The organism is Hwangdonia sp., from assembly GCF_048381975.1.
Lineage (GTDB): Bacteria > Bacteroidota > Bacteroidia > Flavobacteriales > Flavobacteriaceae > Hwangdonia > Hwangdonia seohaensis.
Genome location: NZ_JBLWYT010000001.1, coordinates 804,544 through 822,988, shown reverse-complemented (window position 1 = coordinate 822,988; position 18,445 = coordinate 804,544). Strand labels below are relative to the sequence as shown.

12 protein-coding genes and 1 tRNA gene are annotated in these 18,445 nt (G+C 37.7%); 9 read left to right on the top strand and 4 right to left on the bottom strand.

From position 1 onward, the window contains the following. Nucleotides 1–160 precede the first annotated feature (160 nt). From ACN5J7_RS03575 to purL, 8 genes are all read left to right on the top strand, one after another. Complete coding sequence (locus tag ACN5J7_RS03575) at nucleotides 161–865, top strand: esterase family protein (protein ID WP_418602776.1); 705 nt, start codon at nucleotides 161–163, stop codon at nucleotides 863–865. Between the two features lie 21 nt (nucleotides 866–886). Continuing rightward, nucleotides 887–1,861 carry an ATP-grasp domain-containing protein gene (locus ACN5J7_RS03570; protein WP_418602775.1) on the top strand — a complete coding sequence of 325 codons (975 nt, stop codon included), beginning with the start codon at nucleotides 887–889 and terminating at the stop codon, nucleotides 1,859–1,861. Between the two features lie 8 nt (nucleotides 1,862–1,869). Beyond that, nucleotides 1,870–2,967, top strand: coding sequence for a carboxylate-amine ligase (locus tag ACN5J7_RS03565; protein ID WP_311939703.1), 1,098 nt, complete (start codon nucleotides 1,870–1,872; stop codon nucleotides 2,965–2,967). A 10-nt stretch (nucleotides 2,968–2,977) separates the two neighbouring features. Then, nucleotides 2,978–3,799, top strand: coding sequence for a type 1 glutamine amidotransferase (locus ACN5J7_RS03560; RefSeq protein ID WP_418602773.1), 822 nt, complete (start codon nucleotides 2,978–2,980; stop codon nucleotides 3,797–3,799). Between the two features lie 6 nt (nucleotides 3,800–3,805). Next, the gene (locus tag ACN5J7_RS03555; RefSeq protein WP_418602772.1) at nucleotides 3,806–5,005 is read left to right on the top strand and encodes a hypothetical protein; all 1,200 of its coding nucleotides are present in this window, start codon (nucleotides 3,806–3,808) and stop codon (nucleotides 5,003–5,005) included. Between the two features lie 180 nt (nucleotides 5,006–5,185). Beyond that, nucleotides 5,186–6,400: an RsmB/NOP family class I SAM-dependent RNA methyltransferase gene (locus tag ACN5J7_RS03550; RefSeq protein ID WP_311939696.1), complete on the top strand. Its 1,215-nt coding sequence runs from the start codon at nucleotides 5,186–5,188 to the stop codon at nucleotides 6,398–6,400. Between the two features lie 6 nt (nucleotides 6,401–6,406). Next, a complete protein-coding gene (locus tag ACN5J7_RS03545; RefSeq protein WP_418602770.1) occupies nucleotides 6,407–8,218 on the top strand; it encodes an endonuclease in 1,812 nt (603 codons plus the stop codon). Between the two features lie 411 nt (nucleotides 8,219–8,629). After that, complete coding sequence (gene purL, locus ACN5J7_RS03540) at nucleotides 8,630–12,292, top strand: phosphoribosylformylglycinamidine synthase (protein WP_418602769.1); 3,663 nt, start codon at nucleotides 8,630–8,632, stop codon at nucleotides 12,290–12,292. Nucleotides 12,293–12,486: 194 nt separating this feature from the next. Here purL and ACN5J7_RS03535 read toward each other — a convergent pair whose 3' ends face one another. The 4 genes from ACN5J7_RS03535 to ACN5J7_RS03520 all read right to left on the bottom strand — a co-directional run bounded on the left by ACN5J7_RS03535 (nucleotide 12,487) and on the right by ACN5J7_RS03520 (nucleotide 16,298). Next, entirely contained in the window at nucleotides 12,487–13,164 is a 678-nt protein-coding gene (locus ACN5J7_RS03535) for an N-formylglutamate amidohydrolase (RefSeq protein ID WP_418602767.1), read from the bottom strand. Next, nucleotides 13,161–14,387: a glutamate-cysteine ligase family protein gene (locus ACN5J7_RS03530; RefSeq protein WP_418602766.1), complete on the bottom strand. Its 1,227-nt coding sequence runs from the start codon at nucleotides 14,385–14,387 to the stop codon at nucleotides 13,161–13,163. Before ACN5J7_RS03530 ends, ACN5J7_RS03535 begins: the two co-directional genes overlap by 4 nt. A gap of 2 nt (nucleotides 14,388–14,389) precedes the next feature. Further along, complete coding sequence (locus ACN5J7_RS03525; RefSeq protein WP_418602764.1) at nucleotides 14,390–15,835, bottom strand: RimK family protein; 1,446 nt, start codon at nucleotides 15,833–15,835, stop codon at nucleotides 14,390–14,392. A gap of 388 nt (nucleotides 15,836–16,223) precedes the next feature. Beyond that, nucleotides 16,224–16,298 (bottom strand) — tRNA-Pro (locus ACN5J7_RS03520). A gap of 299 nt (nucleotides 16,299–16,597) precedes the next feature. Between ACN5J7_RS03520 and ACN5J7_RS03515 the strand changes: the two genes are divergently transcribed. Then, the gene (locus ACN5J7_RS03515) at nucleotides 16,598–18,445 is read left to right on the top strand and encodes a sulfatase-like hydrolase/transferase (RefSeq protein WP_418602762.1); all 1,848 of its coding nucleotides are present in this window, start codon (nucleotides 16,598–16,600) and stop codon (nucleotides 18,443–18,445) included.

The following is an 18,445-nucleotide window of genomic DNA, read 5'->3' as shown; positions in this document are numbered from 1 at the left end:
AAAAAAGCATTCAAATAATTTAAAACTTTCAAAAAAAAACTATCTTGTTGAAAGCTAATTATTTAATACTTATATTTAATAATAAAAATAAATTCCGCAGCTATTATAATAAATTGTATTTTCGCGGGCTTTAATTTTTATCTAACTAAAAATCAATCTATTGAAAGAAGAATATCATAAATGGTACTCCCCTACTTTAAGTAAAGACACCGAAATGCTCGTGTTTGGTCATGCAGGGTATCCACTCGTTTTATTTCCAACAACCTCGGGCCGTTACTACGAATGTAAAGATTTTAAACTCATTGAATCCGTAAGGTGGTTTTTAGAAGAAGGCTTGGTCCAAATTTATTGTCCGGACAGCATTAACGAGTTAAGTTGGTACAATAAAGGTATTCATCCCGCCGATCGGGTAAAAAACCACATTTGGTTTGACGAGTTTATGCTAAACGAAATAGTAAATCCCATTTGCAACGAAAAAGGGCTAGCCAAAGTTGCAGTTGCCGGCGTAAGTTTTGGCGGCTATCAGGCGGCAAACTTCGCCTTTAAACATCCCGATAAGGTAAGCCACATGTTTAGTTTAAGTGGGTCGTTTGATATTAAATCTTTTTTAGATGGTTATTACGATGACAATGTATTTTTTAATAATCCTGTAGATTTTTTACCGGGTGCCAATCATCCCGATCTTTGGAAAATGAAAATTATCCTTGGCGTGGGCGAATGGGATATCTGTTTGGAATCCAATAAAGAAATGGCTAAAATATTGAGCGATAAAAACATCCCGTTTTGGTTTGACGAACGTAAATGGGCAGAACACGATTGGCCGATTTGGAGACAAATGTTTCCGCACTATTTATCAAAAATATAACTAACTACTAACAATAATTTTATGAGAAAAATTGGTATTTTATTTGGGCAGGAAAACACATTTCCACAGGCATTTATTGATCGTGTAAACGAAAAAATTAAAGATCAAGGCATTAAAAACATGATTGCCGAAGCGGTTTTAATTGAAACTGTTGAGCAGGCCAAATCAGACGAATATGCTGTAATTATTGATAGGATTTCACAAGATGTTCCGTTTTACAGAGCCTTTTTAAAAAACGCTGCCATTACAGGAACCGCTGTAATTAACAATCCGTTTTGGTGGAGTGCCGACGAAAAGTTTTTCAATAATGCCCTGGCCGAAAAAGTTGGAGTTCCGGTGCCAAAAACCTTTATATTACCAACTTCACACAGGCCACCCGATACCGATGAAAACTCATTTAGAAACATGAAATTCCCTTTTAACTGGGAGAAAATGTTTGAAACCGTTGGCTTTCCTGCTTACATGAAACCCCACGATGGCGGTGGTTGGAAAAGCGTTTACCGTGTTGAAAGTCCAGAAGATTTATGGACAAAACATGGTGAAACCGAAAATTTGGTCATGATGTTGCAAGAAGAAATCAACTTTACCGAGTATTTTAGGTGCTATGTTTTAAATACCGATAAGGTTCATATTATGCAATACGAACCGCGCAACCCGCACCATTTACGCTATGTTATTGATGGACCTCCCGTAAAACAAGACACGTTAGACCTGGTTGAAAAATATTGTATTCGGTTAAACAAAGCCTTAGGCTACGATTTCAATACCGTTGAGTTCGCCATTAGAGACGGCGTTCCTTACGCTATCGATTTTTGTAATCCAGCGCCAGATGCAGACATCCATTCGGTGGGACAAGAAAATTTTGATTGGATTGTTGAAAATGCTGCAAATATGGCGATTGAAAAAGCGAAACAATACAAAAAGGGAAAAATGAATTTAACATGGGGTACTTTTGTTAAAAATCAGATTACCGGTAAAAAAACACCACTTAAATAATTGTGTCCATGGATTTTACATTAGGCATAGAAGAAGAATACCAAGTTATAGACCCTGTAACTAGAGAATTGGTTTCCCACGACCAGCAAATTGTTGTTGAAGCCGAAAAGGTTTTAGACGAGCAAGTTAAGGCCGAAATGCACCAAGCGGTTGTAGAAGTGGGCACCAATGTGTGTAAAAACGTTACCGAAGCCAGGGCTGAAATTAAGCTTTTACGCAAATCCATTTCGGATATTGCCAAAGGTTTAGGTTTTAGAATTGGAGCCGCGGGGACACATCCCTTTTCAGAATGGGAAAAACAACTTATTACGCCCAATCCGCGTTACGATGAAATTGTAAACGAGCTTCAAGATACGGCACGTTCCAATTTAATTTTTGGACTTCACGTGCATATTGGTATAGAAAACAAAGCATTGGCGCTTCACCTTACCAATGCCATGCGCTATTTTTTACCGCATTTGTATGCCCTTTCGACAAACTCACCGTTTTGGGAAGGCAGAAACACTGGGTTTAAGTCGTTTCGATCTAAAGTATTCGATAAATTCCCAAGAACCGGAATCCCCGGCGTGTTTGACAATTTAACAGATTACGAAAACTATATAAACCTGTTGGTAAAAACGAAGTGCATCGATAATCCTAAAAAAATATGGTGGGATATTAGAATTCATCCTACCTATCCAACACTGGAAGTACGTATCTGCGACGTCCCAATGTCTATCGACGAAACCATAAGCATTGCCGCATTAATTCAAGCTATTGTTGCAAAACTCTATAAATTGAAAATGCAAAACTTAAATTTCATCACTTATCACAGAGCATTAATCAATGAAAACAAATGGCGTGCAGGCCGTTATGGTTTAGATGGTAAAATGATAGATTTTGGTAAAGAATGTGAAGTTGAAACACGACTGCTTATTGAAGAATTATTGGATTTTGTTGACGACGTTGTTGATGAATTAGGTTCGAGAAAAGACATAGAAAATATAAGAAATATAATGAAAACAGGTACGGGTGCCGATAGGCAGCTTGCCGTTTTTAACGAAACAAAAGATTTAACCAAAGTAGTAGATTATATCATAGAACAAACTATTTTTGGCACAGATTAAAATTATGATAATGCAGAATGAAAAAGTAAAATTAGCAATTTTAGACATGAACAACGATGAACCCAATCAAGGTTTGCGTTGTATTGTTGATATTGTTAAATCGTTTAACAACGATGTAGATTACCAAGTTTTTAACGTTAGGGCAAAAAATGAATTGCCCGATTTAAATTTTGATATTTATATCTCAAGTGGTGGACCCGATAGCCCTTTAGAAGAAGGCGCTTGGAGGCAACCCTACTTAAATTTAGTACAACAGCTTTGGGATTTTAACCTAAAATCCTACAGCCAAAAAAAGCACGTGTTTTTTATATGCTACTCCTTTCAAGTGGTGTGCCATTATTTTGAATTGGGCGAATTAAAACCACGCAAAAGCACATCGTTTGGTATTTTACCAATTCATAAAACGGCGGCAGGAAAAAAAGATGTTCTTTTGGAAGGACTCAACGACCCGTATTATGCCGTAGATTCTCGCGATTGGCAGCTTGTGCAACCACGTTTAAAAGTCTTTAAAGAGCACGGTGCATCCATATTGAGTCTCGAAAAAATACGAACACACGTAGAGTACGAACGTGCAATTATGGCGGTTCGGTTTTCTAAAGAATTTGTGGGCACCCAATTTCATCCCGAAGCAGACCCTATCGGGATGCAGGCCCATTTTTCAGAAGATATCAATAAACAAATTGTAATTACCAATTTTGGTGAAGCCAAATACAAAAGAATGATGGAAAGAATGGACGACCCAGACAAAATCATTAAAACGTATGCCCATATTTTACCAACATTTATTCGTTTGGCCATTAAACAGAACAAGCAACAACTCGTAATATCTTAGGTTGAAATGATAGAAAAATATCGTAAAGCATTTAATAGTAATTTTAAAGAAGAAACGTATCGAGCTTTATTGAATGGTATCAATCAAAAATTTGATTATACGGCACCATTCAAAATTGCCGAAACGCCTATATTTATTCCAAACGACTTAAAAAAACGTTTGGTTGATGCTTGCAACGATATTATGTCGGTTATCAATCAACCCAATTTTAAAGCCTTAACCGAAGGTGCTTTTTTCGATAAAAAAAACAAAGTACCCAACGAAGACGAGCACTCAAAGTTCGTGCAACTGGATTTCGGAATTTGTTTAGACGAACATGGCACGCCAACACCCAAGCTTATCGAGTTACAGGGGTTTCCATCGCTGTACTGTTTTCAGCATCTTTTAGAATCCATGTATCAAAAACATTATGATATTCCACAACACCTTTCCATACATCCAACCGGTATCAGCTCACTTGAGTTTGTCGAGTTGTTACGTACGGAAATCGTTGGAGACACCGATCCCAATCAAGTTATTTTATTGGAAATAGAACCCGAAAAACAAGCCACTGCCATCGATTTTTATTGTACCGCAAACCTGTTGGGCATTAAGGTTTTGTGCATTAGCAAGTTGATTAAAAAAGGCAAAAAACTGTTTTATTTAAATGATGAAGGTAAAGAAATTCAGGTTTTAAAAATTTATAACCGTATTATTTTTGATGAATTGAATCAGCGTGACGATTTAAAACGCGAATTCGATTTTAAAGATGAAGTTGATATTGAATGGATTGGACATCCCAATTGGTTTTTCAGGATTAGCAAATACACCATGCCTTTGTTAAAAGGCGATTATGTGCCAAAATCCTATTATCTAAATCAATTGGAAAGCATTCCTAAAGATTTGGAAAACTATGTTTTAAAACCGCTCTATTCTTTTGCTGGTGCCGGAGTTCAAATACACGTAACACGAGAAATGATTGACCAAATTAAAGACAAATCCAATTATTTGTTACAAGAAAAAGTGGCTTATCATCCTATTATAAAAACTCTGGACGTGCCTGCAAAATGCGAAATACGCATGATGTTGCTACATTGCGAAAAAGAGAATACCACTAAAATTGTTAGTAATCTGGTGCGTTTAAGCAAAGGCGAAATGATTGGTGTTAAATACAATAAAGATAAAACCTGGGTGGGCGGCAGCACTGGTTTTTTTGAACTGTCATAAATTTTCAATTCCGTTCAAAATTAATTTTCAAAATTCACATGCTGTTAAACAGTTTAGCGATTTCTTTGTTGTTTTTTAAAGCCATATTCAACTTCTTTATCTTCACAAAAAGCTAATCCATAGGTATTATTTTTAAACACATAAACTTTTAACGTACCTTTGCAGCCTTATTTACACACGATGCGATTACACAGAAATTTAAGCTTTGCGGTTATTGATGGTTTAACCCTAATTTTTAACGAAGGAAAGTATGCCGATAAAGTTATTCAGCAACTTTTAAAACGCGATAAACGTTGGGGCGCGCGCGACAGGGGTTTTGTTGCCGAAACCACTTACGATATTGTTAGATGGAAGCGTTTATACGCCGAAATAGCTGATGTAAAAGAACCGTTTGACAGAGATAATTTGTGGCGCATGTTTGCTGTTTGGGCGACCCTAAAAGGCATAAAACTGCCCGATTGGAAATATTTTGAGGGCACCCCTTTGCGTAAAATTAAAGGGCGTTTTGATGAGTTGTCTAAAATTAGAAAATTCGCAGCTTCTATTCCCGATTGGATGGACGACATGGGGCGCAAAGAATTAGGCGATGCCGTTTGGACTAAGGAAATTACGGCTTTAAACGAACAGGCCGATGTTATTTTAAGGGTAAACACGCTTAAAACCACCAAGGAAAAACTTCAAACCGAATTATTCGATTTGGATATTGAAACCGAATTTTTAGATAATTACCCAAGCGCATTAAAACTTAAAGAACGTGCTAACGTATTTTCTACCGAAGCGTTTAAAAAAGGGCATTTCGAAGTACAGGATGCCTCGTCGCAATTAGTGGCTGAGTTTTTAAATGTAAAACCCGGTATGCGCGTGGTTGATGCTTGCGCTGGAGCCGGCGGAAAAACCTTGCATATTGCATCCTTAATGGAAAACAAAGGTCAAATTATAGCCTTGGATATTTACGAAAACAAACTCAACGAATTAAAACGACGTGCCAAACGAAACGGTGCACATAACATTGAAAACCGTACCATTGAATCGACAAAAGTCATAAAAAAACTGTATGATAAAGCCGATCGTGTTTTAATTGATGCCCCTTGTTCGGGCTTGGGCGTGCTGCGTAGAAACCCCGATGCCAAATGGAAATTACAACCCGAATTTATCGAAAAAATAAAAACCACGCAGCAAGATATTTTACAGCAATATTCAAAAATGGTAAAAGTAGGCGGACAAATGGTTTACGCGACATGTTCGGTATTACCTTCTGAAAATCAGAAACAAGTTGATAAATTTTTAACTTCCGATGCCGGAAAAAGTTTTATCTTTATAAAAGACAAAAAAGTGTTGGCCCATAAATCTGGGTTTGATGGTTTTTATATGGCGCTTTTAGAAAGAAAAAACTAATCTTAAATGAAGCATCTTTACTTTCTGTTTTTCTTAATTGCCTCCATTTCGTTTGCGCAATTAACGCCCCCTGCAAACTTACAGGCCTATTATACGGATGTTGATTTCTCCCAAACGCAAATGGATTTGTTTAATGATTTGGCCACTAAAACGGTTGCAAAACACACAAATTTTCTTTCGTACACCCCGGGAATATGGGAAGCAGATAAAATTACCGATGAAGACCCACTAAATAGCGCAAACGTATTATTGATTTACGGCTACAATGATGGCGACGGAAATCATGTAACAGACCGATCGAGGAGCAAAACGCTAAACGGAGGAACCAATGGCGTCCATTGGAATAGGGAACACACGTTTCCAAATTCATTAGGCAACCCCAGATTAGACACTAACGGAACCAACAATGCGCCTTATGCCGATGCGCATAACTTAAGACCGTCTGACATTCAAATGAATCAAGATAGAGGTAACAGAAAATTTGATGACGGCAGTGGCAATGCAACTGAAGTTGGCAGTAATTGGTATCCCGGAGATGAGTGGAAAGGTGATGTTGCCCGAATAATTATGTATATGTACTTGAGGTATGGCTCGCAATGCTTACCTTCTTATGTGACAGTTGGCACAACAAATTCTGTTGATTCCAATATGATTAACCTTTTATTGCAATGGAATGCAGACGATCCTGTTTCAACAATTGAAGATGCCAGAAATACCTATCATGAAAATACCAGCAATACGTATGCACAAGGTAACAGAAACCCTTTTATAGATAACCCCTATTTAGCAACGGTAATATGGGGAGGCAGTCCAGCTACAAATCGCTGGGGCAGTAATCCGCCCGCCGATACCGAAGCACCAACAACACCCACGAATTTAATGGCATCAAATGAGACGGCCACCACGGTAGATTTAGATTGGACCGCCTCCACGGATAACGTTGGTGTTACGGCGTACAACATATATGTGGACAACGCTTATTATGTATCCACAAATTCTTCGGCAACAAGTTTTACGGTTACAGGTTTATCTTCCGAAACAACTTATGAGTTTGCGGTTTTAGCTACAGATTTGGCAAACAACCCTTCCCCGTTAAGCCAACCGGTAAATGCAACAACTTTAGCAGCTGGAGGCGGAAATGCTTGTGCTTTTGAAACTTTTCAAAATATGCCAGCATCCAGTACCTCGTATTCAGATAGAATGTGGACCGGTGACGATGGCGGAACATGGGTTGCTACCGAAGCAAGAACCGATCAGGTCTTAAACAACAGGGCCATTGCCATAGATAATAGAGGTTCGACCGCGGGCTCTGTTTCATCGCCTAATTTACCGAATGGCGTGGGTAGTTTAACGGTTTCAACCCAACGTGCGTTTTCTGGTGGCACTGGCGCTTTGGAAGTTGAAGTAAACGGTAATTTAGTAGGCACTATACCCTATGACGACACCGTACAAACCACAACAATTTCAGACATAAATGTTACCGGAAATGTAATTATAACCATCTCCGAATCCACTTCTGGGGGAGATCGGGTAATTATAGATGATTTAACATGGACCTGTTATCCGGCATTAAGTACAGAGGATGAAAATTTGAATAATTTAAAAATATTTCCAAACCCCTTAAATGGCCCTATTTTAAATATTAGCACGGTTGAAAATATTAAATACACCATTTACAATATTTTAGGAAAACCAATACTATCGGGTGTTTTGGACAGAAACAATCAAACGATTAACGTTTCCAACCTAAACCGAGGTATTTTTATCATTAAAATGGATTCGGACAAAGGCAGTATTTCTAAAAAGCTAATTAAGTAAAAACCTTAAATAGTAAGACCTAACAGGTTTCAAAAACCTGTTAGGTCTGAAAAAAAAGTTCGTATATTTTAATTCCTGTCTTCGCAAAAATGACAAAATCATGGGTTAAACAACCGTATGGGCGGATAGGCGCGTTAGGGATTGCAGCGGCATCCTTTTTTGTGCTTAACTATAAAGTTTGTGTTACAACGTATTTACAATTTGGAAAACAAACTTGACGAGATACTGAAACAAGTTTAGCACAAAAAAGATATAGCGGAAAGCCCGACCCATCGGGTAACGCCCAAAAACAAAAGCGCCTGTTAAAAACCCCTTAATAACTCTAAATTTTCCGCATTATATTTTTGCTTAAAATTCCACTAAAAAGAAGTAAATTTGCACTTTCTTTAAACACAAACAAATCAAGACCTAATGATTCACTTCTTTGGAAACGCAAATAGCAAAGTTTTTGCTGTTCAAACAACAAAAGAATTATCAACCGAAGCCATTTTAAAATTAACTTGGCTTTTTGGCAATGAACCAAAATTGGAACAAGCATCTTTAGATGCTTTTTTTGTTGGTCCTCGCGCTGCAATGATTACACCATGGAGCACCAATGCCGTTGAAATTACCCAAAACATGGGTATTGATGGTATTTTTAGAATTGAAGAATTTAAAGCGATTGCCGAAGATTTTAAGGATTTCGACCCCATGATTTCTGAAAAATTCAAAGGGTTAAATCAAGAGTCGTTTACCATTGATATTCAACCAGAATCTATTTTAGACATTGAAGATATTGCGGCTTACAACCAACAAGAAGGTTTGGCGCTTAGCGATGAAGAAGTTGCATATTTAAACGGTGTGAGCAAGAAAATAGGGCGCCCATTAACCGATTCGGAAGTGTTTGGGTTTTCGCAAGTGAACTCAGAGCATTGTCGTCATAAAATTTTTAATGGCACCTTTGTTATTGATGGCGAAGAAAAGCCAACATCGCTTTTTAAGCTTATAAAAGAAACCTCGAAGCAACATCCTAACGATATTGTTTCGGCTTACAAAGACAATGTCGCTTTTATAAAAGGTCCAAAAGTGGAACAATTTGCACCAAAACGTGCCGATATACCGGATTATTATACCACTCAGGATTTTAACTCAGTTATTTCGCTTAAAGCGGAAACACATAATTTCCCAACAACCGTCGAACCTTTTAATGGCGCTGCCACAGGTTCTGGAGGCGAAATTAGAGATAGACTTGCTGGCGGAAAAGGCTCACTGCCATTAGCGGGGACAGCGGTTTATATGACATCGTATTCTCGTTTGGAAGCCAATCGCCCGTGGGAGCAAAAATTTAAAGCACGCAAATGGTTGTACCAAACGCCCATTGATATTTTAATAAAAGCATCAAACGGCGCATCCGATTTTGGAAACAAGTTCGGGCAACCCTTAATTTGCGGTTCGGTATTAACGTTTGAGCATGAGGAAGAAGCTCGGAAACTGGGGTTCGATAAAGTTATCATGCAAGCCGGAGGAATTGGTTACGCCAAAGCGGAACAAGCCTTAAAAGACACGCCCAAAAAAGGTGATAAAATAGTTATTTTAGGTGGCGAAAACTACCGTATTGGAATGGGTGGTGCCGCGGTATCGTCGGCAGACACCGGCGAGTTTGAGTCTGGTATCGAGTTAAATGCCGTACAACGTTCCAACCCTGAAATGCAAAAACGTGCTGCAAACGCTATTCGAGGTATGGTGGAGAGTGATGAAAATCACATCGTTTCCATTCACGACCACGGGGCTGGAGGGCACTTAAATTGTTTGTCGGAACTGGTTGAAGATACGGGCGGACATATCGATTTAGATAAACTTCCGGTTGGCGACCCAACATTATCCGATAAGGAAATTATTGGCAACGAATCTCAAGAACGTATGGGCTTGGTTATTGCTGAAAAACACATAGATACACTACAGAAAATCGCAGCACGAGAGCGTTCGCCCATGTACACCGTTGGTGATGTTACGGGAGACGACCGCTTTACATTTCAGTCTAAAACCCAGGGCAACAAACCTATGGATTTAGCTATGGAAGACATGTTTGGCAGTTCGCCAAAAACAGTAATGACCGATAAAACAATCAAAAGAAATTACAGTGATTTAACTTATAATCCTGATAATTTTTATGATTATTTAGACCAAGTTTTACAGTTGGAAGCGGTGGCTTGCAAAGATTGGCTGACCAATAAGGTTGACCGATGCGTTGGCGGAAAAGTAGCCAAACAACAATGTGTTGGTGCGTTACAAATTCCGCTTAACAATGTTGGCGTTATGGCATTGGATTACAAAGGAAAAGAAGGTATTGCAACCTCCATTGGGCACTCGCCTATTTCTGGGTTAATCAATCCCGTTTCCGGCAGCAGAAACAGTATTGCCGAAGCATTAACCAATATCATTTGGGCACCATTAAAAGAAGAATTGAAATCCGTTTCATTATCGGCAAACTGGATGTGGCCTTGTAAAAACGAAGGTGAAGATGCGCGATTGTACGAGGCGGTTAAAGCCATTTCGGAATTTGCCATCGATTTGGGAATTAACGTCCCAACTGGGAAAGATTCGCTTTCCATGAAGCAAAAATACCCAAACGAAGAGGTTATTTCTCCCGGTACCGTTATTATTTCTGCCGCAGCAAATTGTAATGACATCAACAAAGTAGTTGAACCCGTTTTACAAAGAAATGGCGGAGATATTTACTATATCAACCTTTCGCAAGACGATTTTAAATTGGGAGGAAGCTCGTTTGCTCAAATCCTAAATAAAATAGGAAATGATGCACCAAATGTAAAAAATGCATCTTATGTTAAAAATGTATTTAACACCATTCAAAAACTAATTAAAGACGAACAGATTGTTGCAGGGCACGATGTGGCTTCGGGTGGTTTAATTACAACATTGTTAGAAATGTGTTTTGCCGACACTAATCTTGGAGCAGAATTAGATCTTACGGCACTAAATGAAGCAGACTCATTTAAAGTGTTGTTTTCCGAAAATTCGGGTATTGTGTTTCAAGCTAAAGATGCGTCCGTTGAAACTGCTTTAAAAGCGGCAAATATTGAATTCTTTAACATAGGAAAAGTAACGACTTCCGATGTATTGAGCATCATCAACAAAACGGATGTGTTCACCATGACCGTTTCCCGTTTAAGGGATATGTGGTACAAGACCTCTTTCCTACTCGACCAAAAACAAACGGCAAATGGTTTAGCAGAAGACAGATTCAATAATTATAAAAATCAACCTTTACAATACACCTTCCCAAGTCATTTTACTGGAAAACTCCCCATAATTGATTCGAAAAAACCAAAGCCCAAAGCGGCAATTTTACGTGAAAAAGGAAGTAACTCCGAGCGCGAAATGGCAAACGCCATGTATTTAGCTGGTTTTGATGTAAAAGATGTGCACATGACCGATTTGATTTCCGGTCGTGAAACTTTAGAAGACATCCAATTCATTGGCGCCGTTGGAGGGTTCTCAAACTCCGATGTTTTAGGTTCTGCCAAAGGTTGGGCCGGTGCTTTTAAGTACAACGAAAAAGCAAATACAGCACTTAAAAATTTCTTCAATAGAGAAGATACACTTTCTGTTGGAATATGTAACGGCGCACAACTTTGGATGGAATTAGACTTGGTTAATCCAGAGCACGACGTACACGGAAAATTAACGTATAACGATTCGAAAAAACACGAAAGTGCGTTTACATCGGTAAAAATTCAAGAGAACAATTCGGTGATGCTGGCAACACTTGCGGGCACAACCTTAGGGGTTTGGATTTCTCATGGCGAAGGAAAGTTTAGCTTACCTTATCCTGAAAACAAATACAATATCGTTGCCAAGTACAGTTACGAATCATATCCTCATAACCCAAATGGTTCGGACTTTAATACCGCAATGATGTGTGATAAAACGGGGCGTCATTTGGTAACGATGCCTCATATTGAGCGTTCCACATTCCAATGGAATTGGGCACATTACCCAGAAAACAGAAAAGACGAAGCATCGCCATGGTTAGAAGCTTTTGTTAATGCCAGAAAGTGGATCGAGAATAACTAATATAAAAAGCTGTCTAAAATGTCTTTTTGAATTTAATTTATCAGGTTGAGCTTGTCAAAACCAATCTTGGTCGCCAATAAGTTAAATTATTTCGACAAAGCCTGTGCTGGGCGCAGTCGAAGTACTCCATACGGCAAGAAGTTAGACTTTTTAGACAGCCTCTTTTTTTCGACTGAAATACAGGGTTTGAAATGTTAATACAATTCCTTTAAGGCCTTATACAGAGCCCGTTTCAATTTTGAATCCATAACGCCATGGTTAACAAATTCTTGGTTCACTTCAATCTCAATGCCTAAATAATCAATAGGGCATTGTTTCCTCAAATACATCGTAAACCCATCAGCTTTTCCCAAATACGGGTAATTAAATCTTATATTTAAGTTAGCTTCTTGCCTTAAAATTTGGGCTTTAAGCTGTTTGCAAAATTGTTTTTCGGTTTTTTTTTGAGAATCATAAAGCAAACCAATATCACAGTTCCTCCTGATATTATTTAAAACCGGTGTAAAGCTATGAATGGATAAATGAAGTACAGAATCGCCATTTTCAATATAAGTTTTTATGGTATTTTCAACAGCGGTTCTGTATGGCAAATAATGTGTTTTTATGATTTCAGCTTTTTCATTTCGAGGCAAGCTTTTTGTGAATTCTGAAAACAAGTTTTTATGATTACGTGAACGGTTCAGTTCCACCAACAAACGAGACGTGGTGCTGAAATATGAAGCATCGGCCAATGGTTTTAAAGTTTGAAACAGATCCAATGCACCCAAATCAAAACCACGGTGTGTTTTTAAAACGTCTTTATTTTTGAAATATGCGCTATAAGCTTCAGGAATTTCATTTCCACCGTGCTCACAAGTTAAAACAAGTTTCACGGCTTAAATAACGTATTGGTTTTTAAACACTTTTGCATGTCGCGATACACCGAAACAATGTGGTTTTCTGACGTGTCATTACCAACGGCTTTTAATATACGCGTTGCCAAGGTGCCTTCCTCTAAAATCAGTTCAATAGCTTCGTGATGCGATTTATGCAAAGTCGATTTTACGCTTTGGTATAAATGTTTCCAAACGTCTTTTACTGATGCAGTCGGCTTCAAATTGAATAATTTTAAATAGGCTTCATCTTCAATTACAGAATCTTCACCATGTTTTATCGCATCATTTAAAATAGTGAATAGGGCTTCTTTTATCCAGCTCTTTTGCTCTTTTAAAACAGCAAACTCTTTTTTAACCAATGCTTTTAAAACTTCAATAATCAAAGCGCAAATGGCAATATCGGCTTTTGGGCTTTCTTGAATATCCACCAATCGAATTTCGATGGCATTACGGTCAAAACGTGCAATAGCGCCTCGGGAATTTAAAAAATGCTGGTCTAAAATCTTATTTTTATCATAAGGTCTGATGGCCTTTTTTATAGGTTCGAAAATGGTAGCGTGATAATCTAATTTAGAAAACACCCGTTCCGGAATTACCAAACCTGTTAACTCAGGTATTTCCTTTTGGTTGGTTTTGTAAAACTCCAATCGCGTGTCTTTAAACCCTGTAATTTTCCCTTCCAGAATTGGCGAACTTGCGCAAAGTCCCGGTAATAATGGCAATATTATCCGAATGGCTGCATGCAGTTTTTCAAATTCCTTATCGTCGTAAAAAGGTAAGTTAATATGTGTGCTTTGTACGTTGCTCCAACCATGTCCTTTACAGTTGAAAATAGTATTATAAAGCGCATAGACTTCACTATAACTGTGTTTCCAGAGTTGTGTATCTGTATTTGGATTCATTAAAGGATGCGAAGCCGAACCTAAAAGCTGAAGATTTAGAGGTTGTAAAAGCGCATCAATTTCCAAAATATTAGCGTGAAACTTCTCCGCTAAATCGTCCGTGTTTTCTGTAGGACCATTGGTTTTTAGTTCTATAACATGGGCTACAAGTTCGTTGCTCCAAGCAATGTCTCCATTTTCAACATCTGCTTTTAGCTCGCCAGCTTTTTTGGTGAGCAGCTCATCTACCTGTGGTGCAACTTTAAAAGTATCTTTATTTACAAGCATATATTCGAGTTCGATACCGTAAACGTCGAATAAGTGAAATGGTTTTTTCATGTTTAGTCCAGTCGTTTTTTTAATGCTGATAGAATTTCGGTATAAACCAAATCGCCATAATGTGCATCTTCTACACCAAAATCAATATTTGGGTTGTCGTTGATTTCTATCACCATCAGTTTACCATCTACCACTTTAATATCGATGCCATAAAGCCCTAATCCCATTAATTTAGCAGATTTCAATGCCATATCAATAACGTTTTTCGGAACGTCTTCAATGGGCAAACAATCGGCATCGCCATCTTGTTCGTTTTTGTCGGTTGCCTTCCAGTTATAAATCTGCCAATGGCCTTTAGCCATGTAATATTTACACGCGTAAAATGGTTTGTTATCAATAATCCCAATGCGCCAATCGTAGTCTGAGGGACAAAATTCCTGAGCAATGATCAAGTCGGATTCTTTTAGCATTTCAGTAACCAAAGCATCGTATTCTTCTTCCGTTTTTGCTTTTTTCACACCAAAAGAAAAGGTAGAATCGGGTGCTTTTAAAACACAGGGTAATCCTGTTTGTTCTAAAACCGAATTGCGATTATTGCTATGGACGATAACGGTTTTTGGCGTAGCAATATTGGCGTTATTTAAAGCTTCGGCCATATAAACCTTGTTACAGCATTTTAAAATGGCATCAGGATAATCGATAATGGCGATACCTTCTTGCTGTGCTTTTCTGGCAAAGGTGTAGGCCTCGTTGTTCACTTCGGTGCTTTGTCTTAACAATAAAGCATCAAAAGAAGATAAACGTGTTAAGTCTTTGGGTTCAATGATTTCGGCATAGATATTCATTTTTTCCGCAATGTCCACAAACTTTTTTAAAGCTTTCGAATTGCTTGGAGGCGCAGCATCGTTCGGGTTTACCAAAATTGCTAGGTCGAAATCGTAATTATTTACTTTTGCCGTATCGTAACGTTTTTTTGCAAAATACTCGTTTGCAAATTCGTGTACACTTGGGATGTGATCTTTAGGAATTTCAGATTCTGCAATCGCCTTAATACTTTGTACATTCCACTTTGTTGTATGGTTAAAGTTTACACGTAAAAATGGCACTTGAAAATGCTTGTAAAAAAGCGCGCTCAACGCTTTATATTTTTGTGCCACGTTTTGCCCAAAATAAATACTCAGGGTAAAATCTTGCGACTTGATATTTTTTAAGCTTTGCTGAATCACATCATCAAATTCATCGGAAACAATTCTAACCAGTTTTAAAGCTTTTAAATCCACAATGTTTTTAGTGGTGGGAATTGGTAAATGCCCCCTGGCTTCAGCCAAAAGCGATACGTAATACCCTTTAGATTGATACGAGTAATTCTTGCAGAGATTGAAAATTCGTGCGTTTTTTATAAGGGAATACTCGGGATTAGTAAGATAATCCTGAGAGGAAATTACTGTAACATTATCAGTTGAAAAATTCCATTTTTCAGGCTGATTTACAACAATGTATTTGTTCATTTCGAGCGCACTGCGCTTTTAAAAATTTGCGCAAATGTATATTATTTTTTGATTGCTTTTACAAAGTGAATTTAATAATTTTCAGTGGTTTATGGTGATTTGTTTATTTATTTTCTAAAAAGAATATAGCTTGTAAAACAACACGAGATGTTTGAAAGAAACAGAAGTAGAATTTAACTAGTGAACAGCCTTTGGTTTGGGGGAATTTGGATAATGAATGAATTCGTTAACGAAAGCTAAATCGCTTCAAAATCATATATAATACGAGTTGCAATAATTAGCACACCTTGAATATGCTTTTAAATAGAATTATATGATTTCAACAATAAATCAAATCGTTGAAATCACATAATTACCTATTTAAAAATGTCTATTGACACCTATTTAGTCGGGATGACAGGATTTGAACCTGCGACCACACGGCCCCCAGCCGTGTACGCTAACCGGACTGCGCCACATCCCGAAAATCGACTTCAAAAATACTAAATGCTTTTTTTACTGCAACATTATTATTAAAAAATTAAACCCAAATTCAAACTATTTTAACAATTTCGGAAAACGGTTTATCAAATCGCAACATGTACTAACTCGAATAACGCATCATTAACAGCAAGTAACCACTTCAATATAACCAAATTACCCCTTGAGCGATTTATAAAGTTCAACAAATTAGTCTTCTGTACCAATAGCCATGTTATTGGTCTAAAAAAACATGACATTAATTTATATTATTTTTAAATTTAAAGAGTTACTAAATAGACCATGAAAATCAATTTCATTTTTCTTCCAAATAAAAAACAGCTCAGTTTACTTTTAATAGGTATTAGTTTGCACTGTTTTACCCAAACCAAACCCAATGTTATTGTTATTTACACCGACGACCAAGGCGCTATAGATTTAGGTTGCTACGGTGCCTCAGATATTTATAGTCCAAATATTGATAAACTAGCAAAACAAGGCACGCGCTTTACTCAAGCTTACGTTGCAGCTCCTGTTTGTGCGCCGTCAAGAGCGGCATTGTTAACTGGCAAATATCCGCAAAATGCTGGCGTGAACGGCAACACTTCGCACGTTCCGAATTCACATGGTATGCCAAATGATCAATACACGCTTGCCGAACTTTTTAAAGACAATGGTTACAAAACGGGACACATTGGCAAATGGCACTTGGGCATGAGTGCAGAAACGTCGCCAAATGCTCAAGGTTTCGATTATTCTTTCGGGCATTTAAGAGGTTGTATTGACAACTATTCGCATTACTTTTTTTGGGCTGGTCCCAATGTCCACGATTTATACGAAAATGGAAAAGAAGTGTTTTACGATGGCGAATATTTTCCTGATTTAGCTTCGGATAGGGCTTTAAAATATGTTGAAAACCATAAAGAAGTACCTTTTTTTATGTACTACGCCATCAACATGCCACATTATCCGTATCAACCCACAGATAAATGGCGAAATTATTATAAAGATGTTGAAAAACCTAGAGGTGATTATGCCGCTTTTATTTCAACCATCGACGAACGCATAGGCTTTTTAATGGACAAATTAGAAACACTCGGAATACGGGATAACACCATAATTGTTTATCAGTCCGATAACGGCCATTCAACCGAAACACGTGCCTTTAATGGCGGCGGAAATCCCGGGCCTTATCGCGGTGCAAAAAGCAGTTTGTTTGAAGGCGGCATTAGGCTTCCTACAATATTAAGTTGGACAAACAATTTACCTCAAAACGTTGTCAATAATGAGTTTTTTATGAATATAGACTGGTTGCCAACACTAGCGACACTTTGCGGTTTTAATAACTTACCTAATGATGTTGATGGTTTGGATTTATCTGAAATGATTAAAACACCAAACTCCGTTTCACAACGAACAGAAGCTTTCTGGAAATACGGCAATCAATGGGCCGTTAGAAACAACAACTGGAAACTTATGGGTTACCCTAAAGACACTTCAAATAAAGGCAAATTAGATTTGGAACAGGACGCTCTATTTCTTTCTAATTTAGATGATGATGTTTCAGAAATGAATAATTTAGCAACCCAATATCCCGAAAAGGTTGAAGCTCTTAAAACCAAATTTCTAGTCTGGGAACACGGGTTTGAAACCGATATTCCTAAAAAAACAAAACCTTTAAATCACCTTGGAATAAACGGTGAAATAAAGGCGACAACCGAACTTAATAACCGATATAAAAATATTGAGATTTTAATTGACGGAAAACGCGGTTATTTGGATTATGGTTCTGGGCAATGGATTGGACAAGAAGGAAATGATTTGAAATTTATTTTAGATTTGAATGAAACGAAGGCCATTTCAGAAGTGACTATTGGCTATTTACACAACCCTTCAAATTGGGTGTTTAGTCCAAAGTTTTTCGAAGTTGCTTTTTCCAATGATGGCGTAAATTTCGGCAAAACCATGCAATCTGAAATTTCAAAAACAATCAATAACAAACATAATTTTACCGATACCCTTTCCCTGGGCACAAACGAAAAAACCAGATATATAAAATTGACCATAAAAAACATAGGCGACATTCCCGAAGGGCACACTGGCGTTGGTAATTTAGGTTGGTTTTTTATAGATGAAATCATAATAAAATAG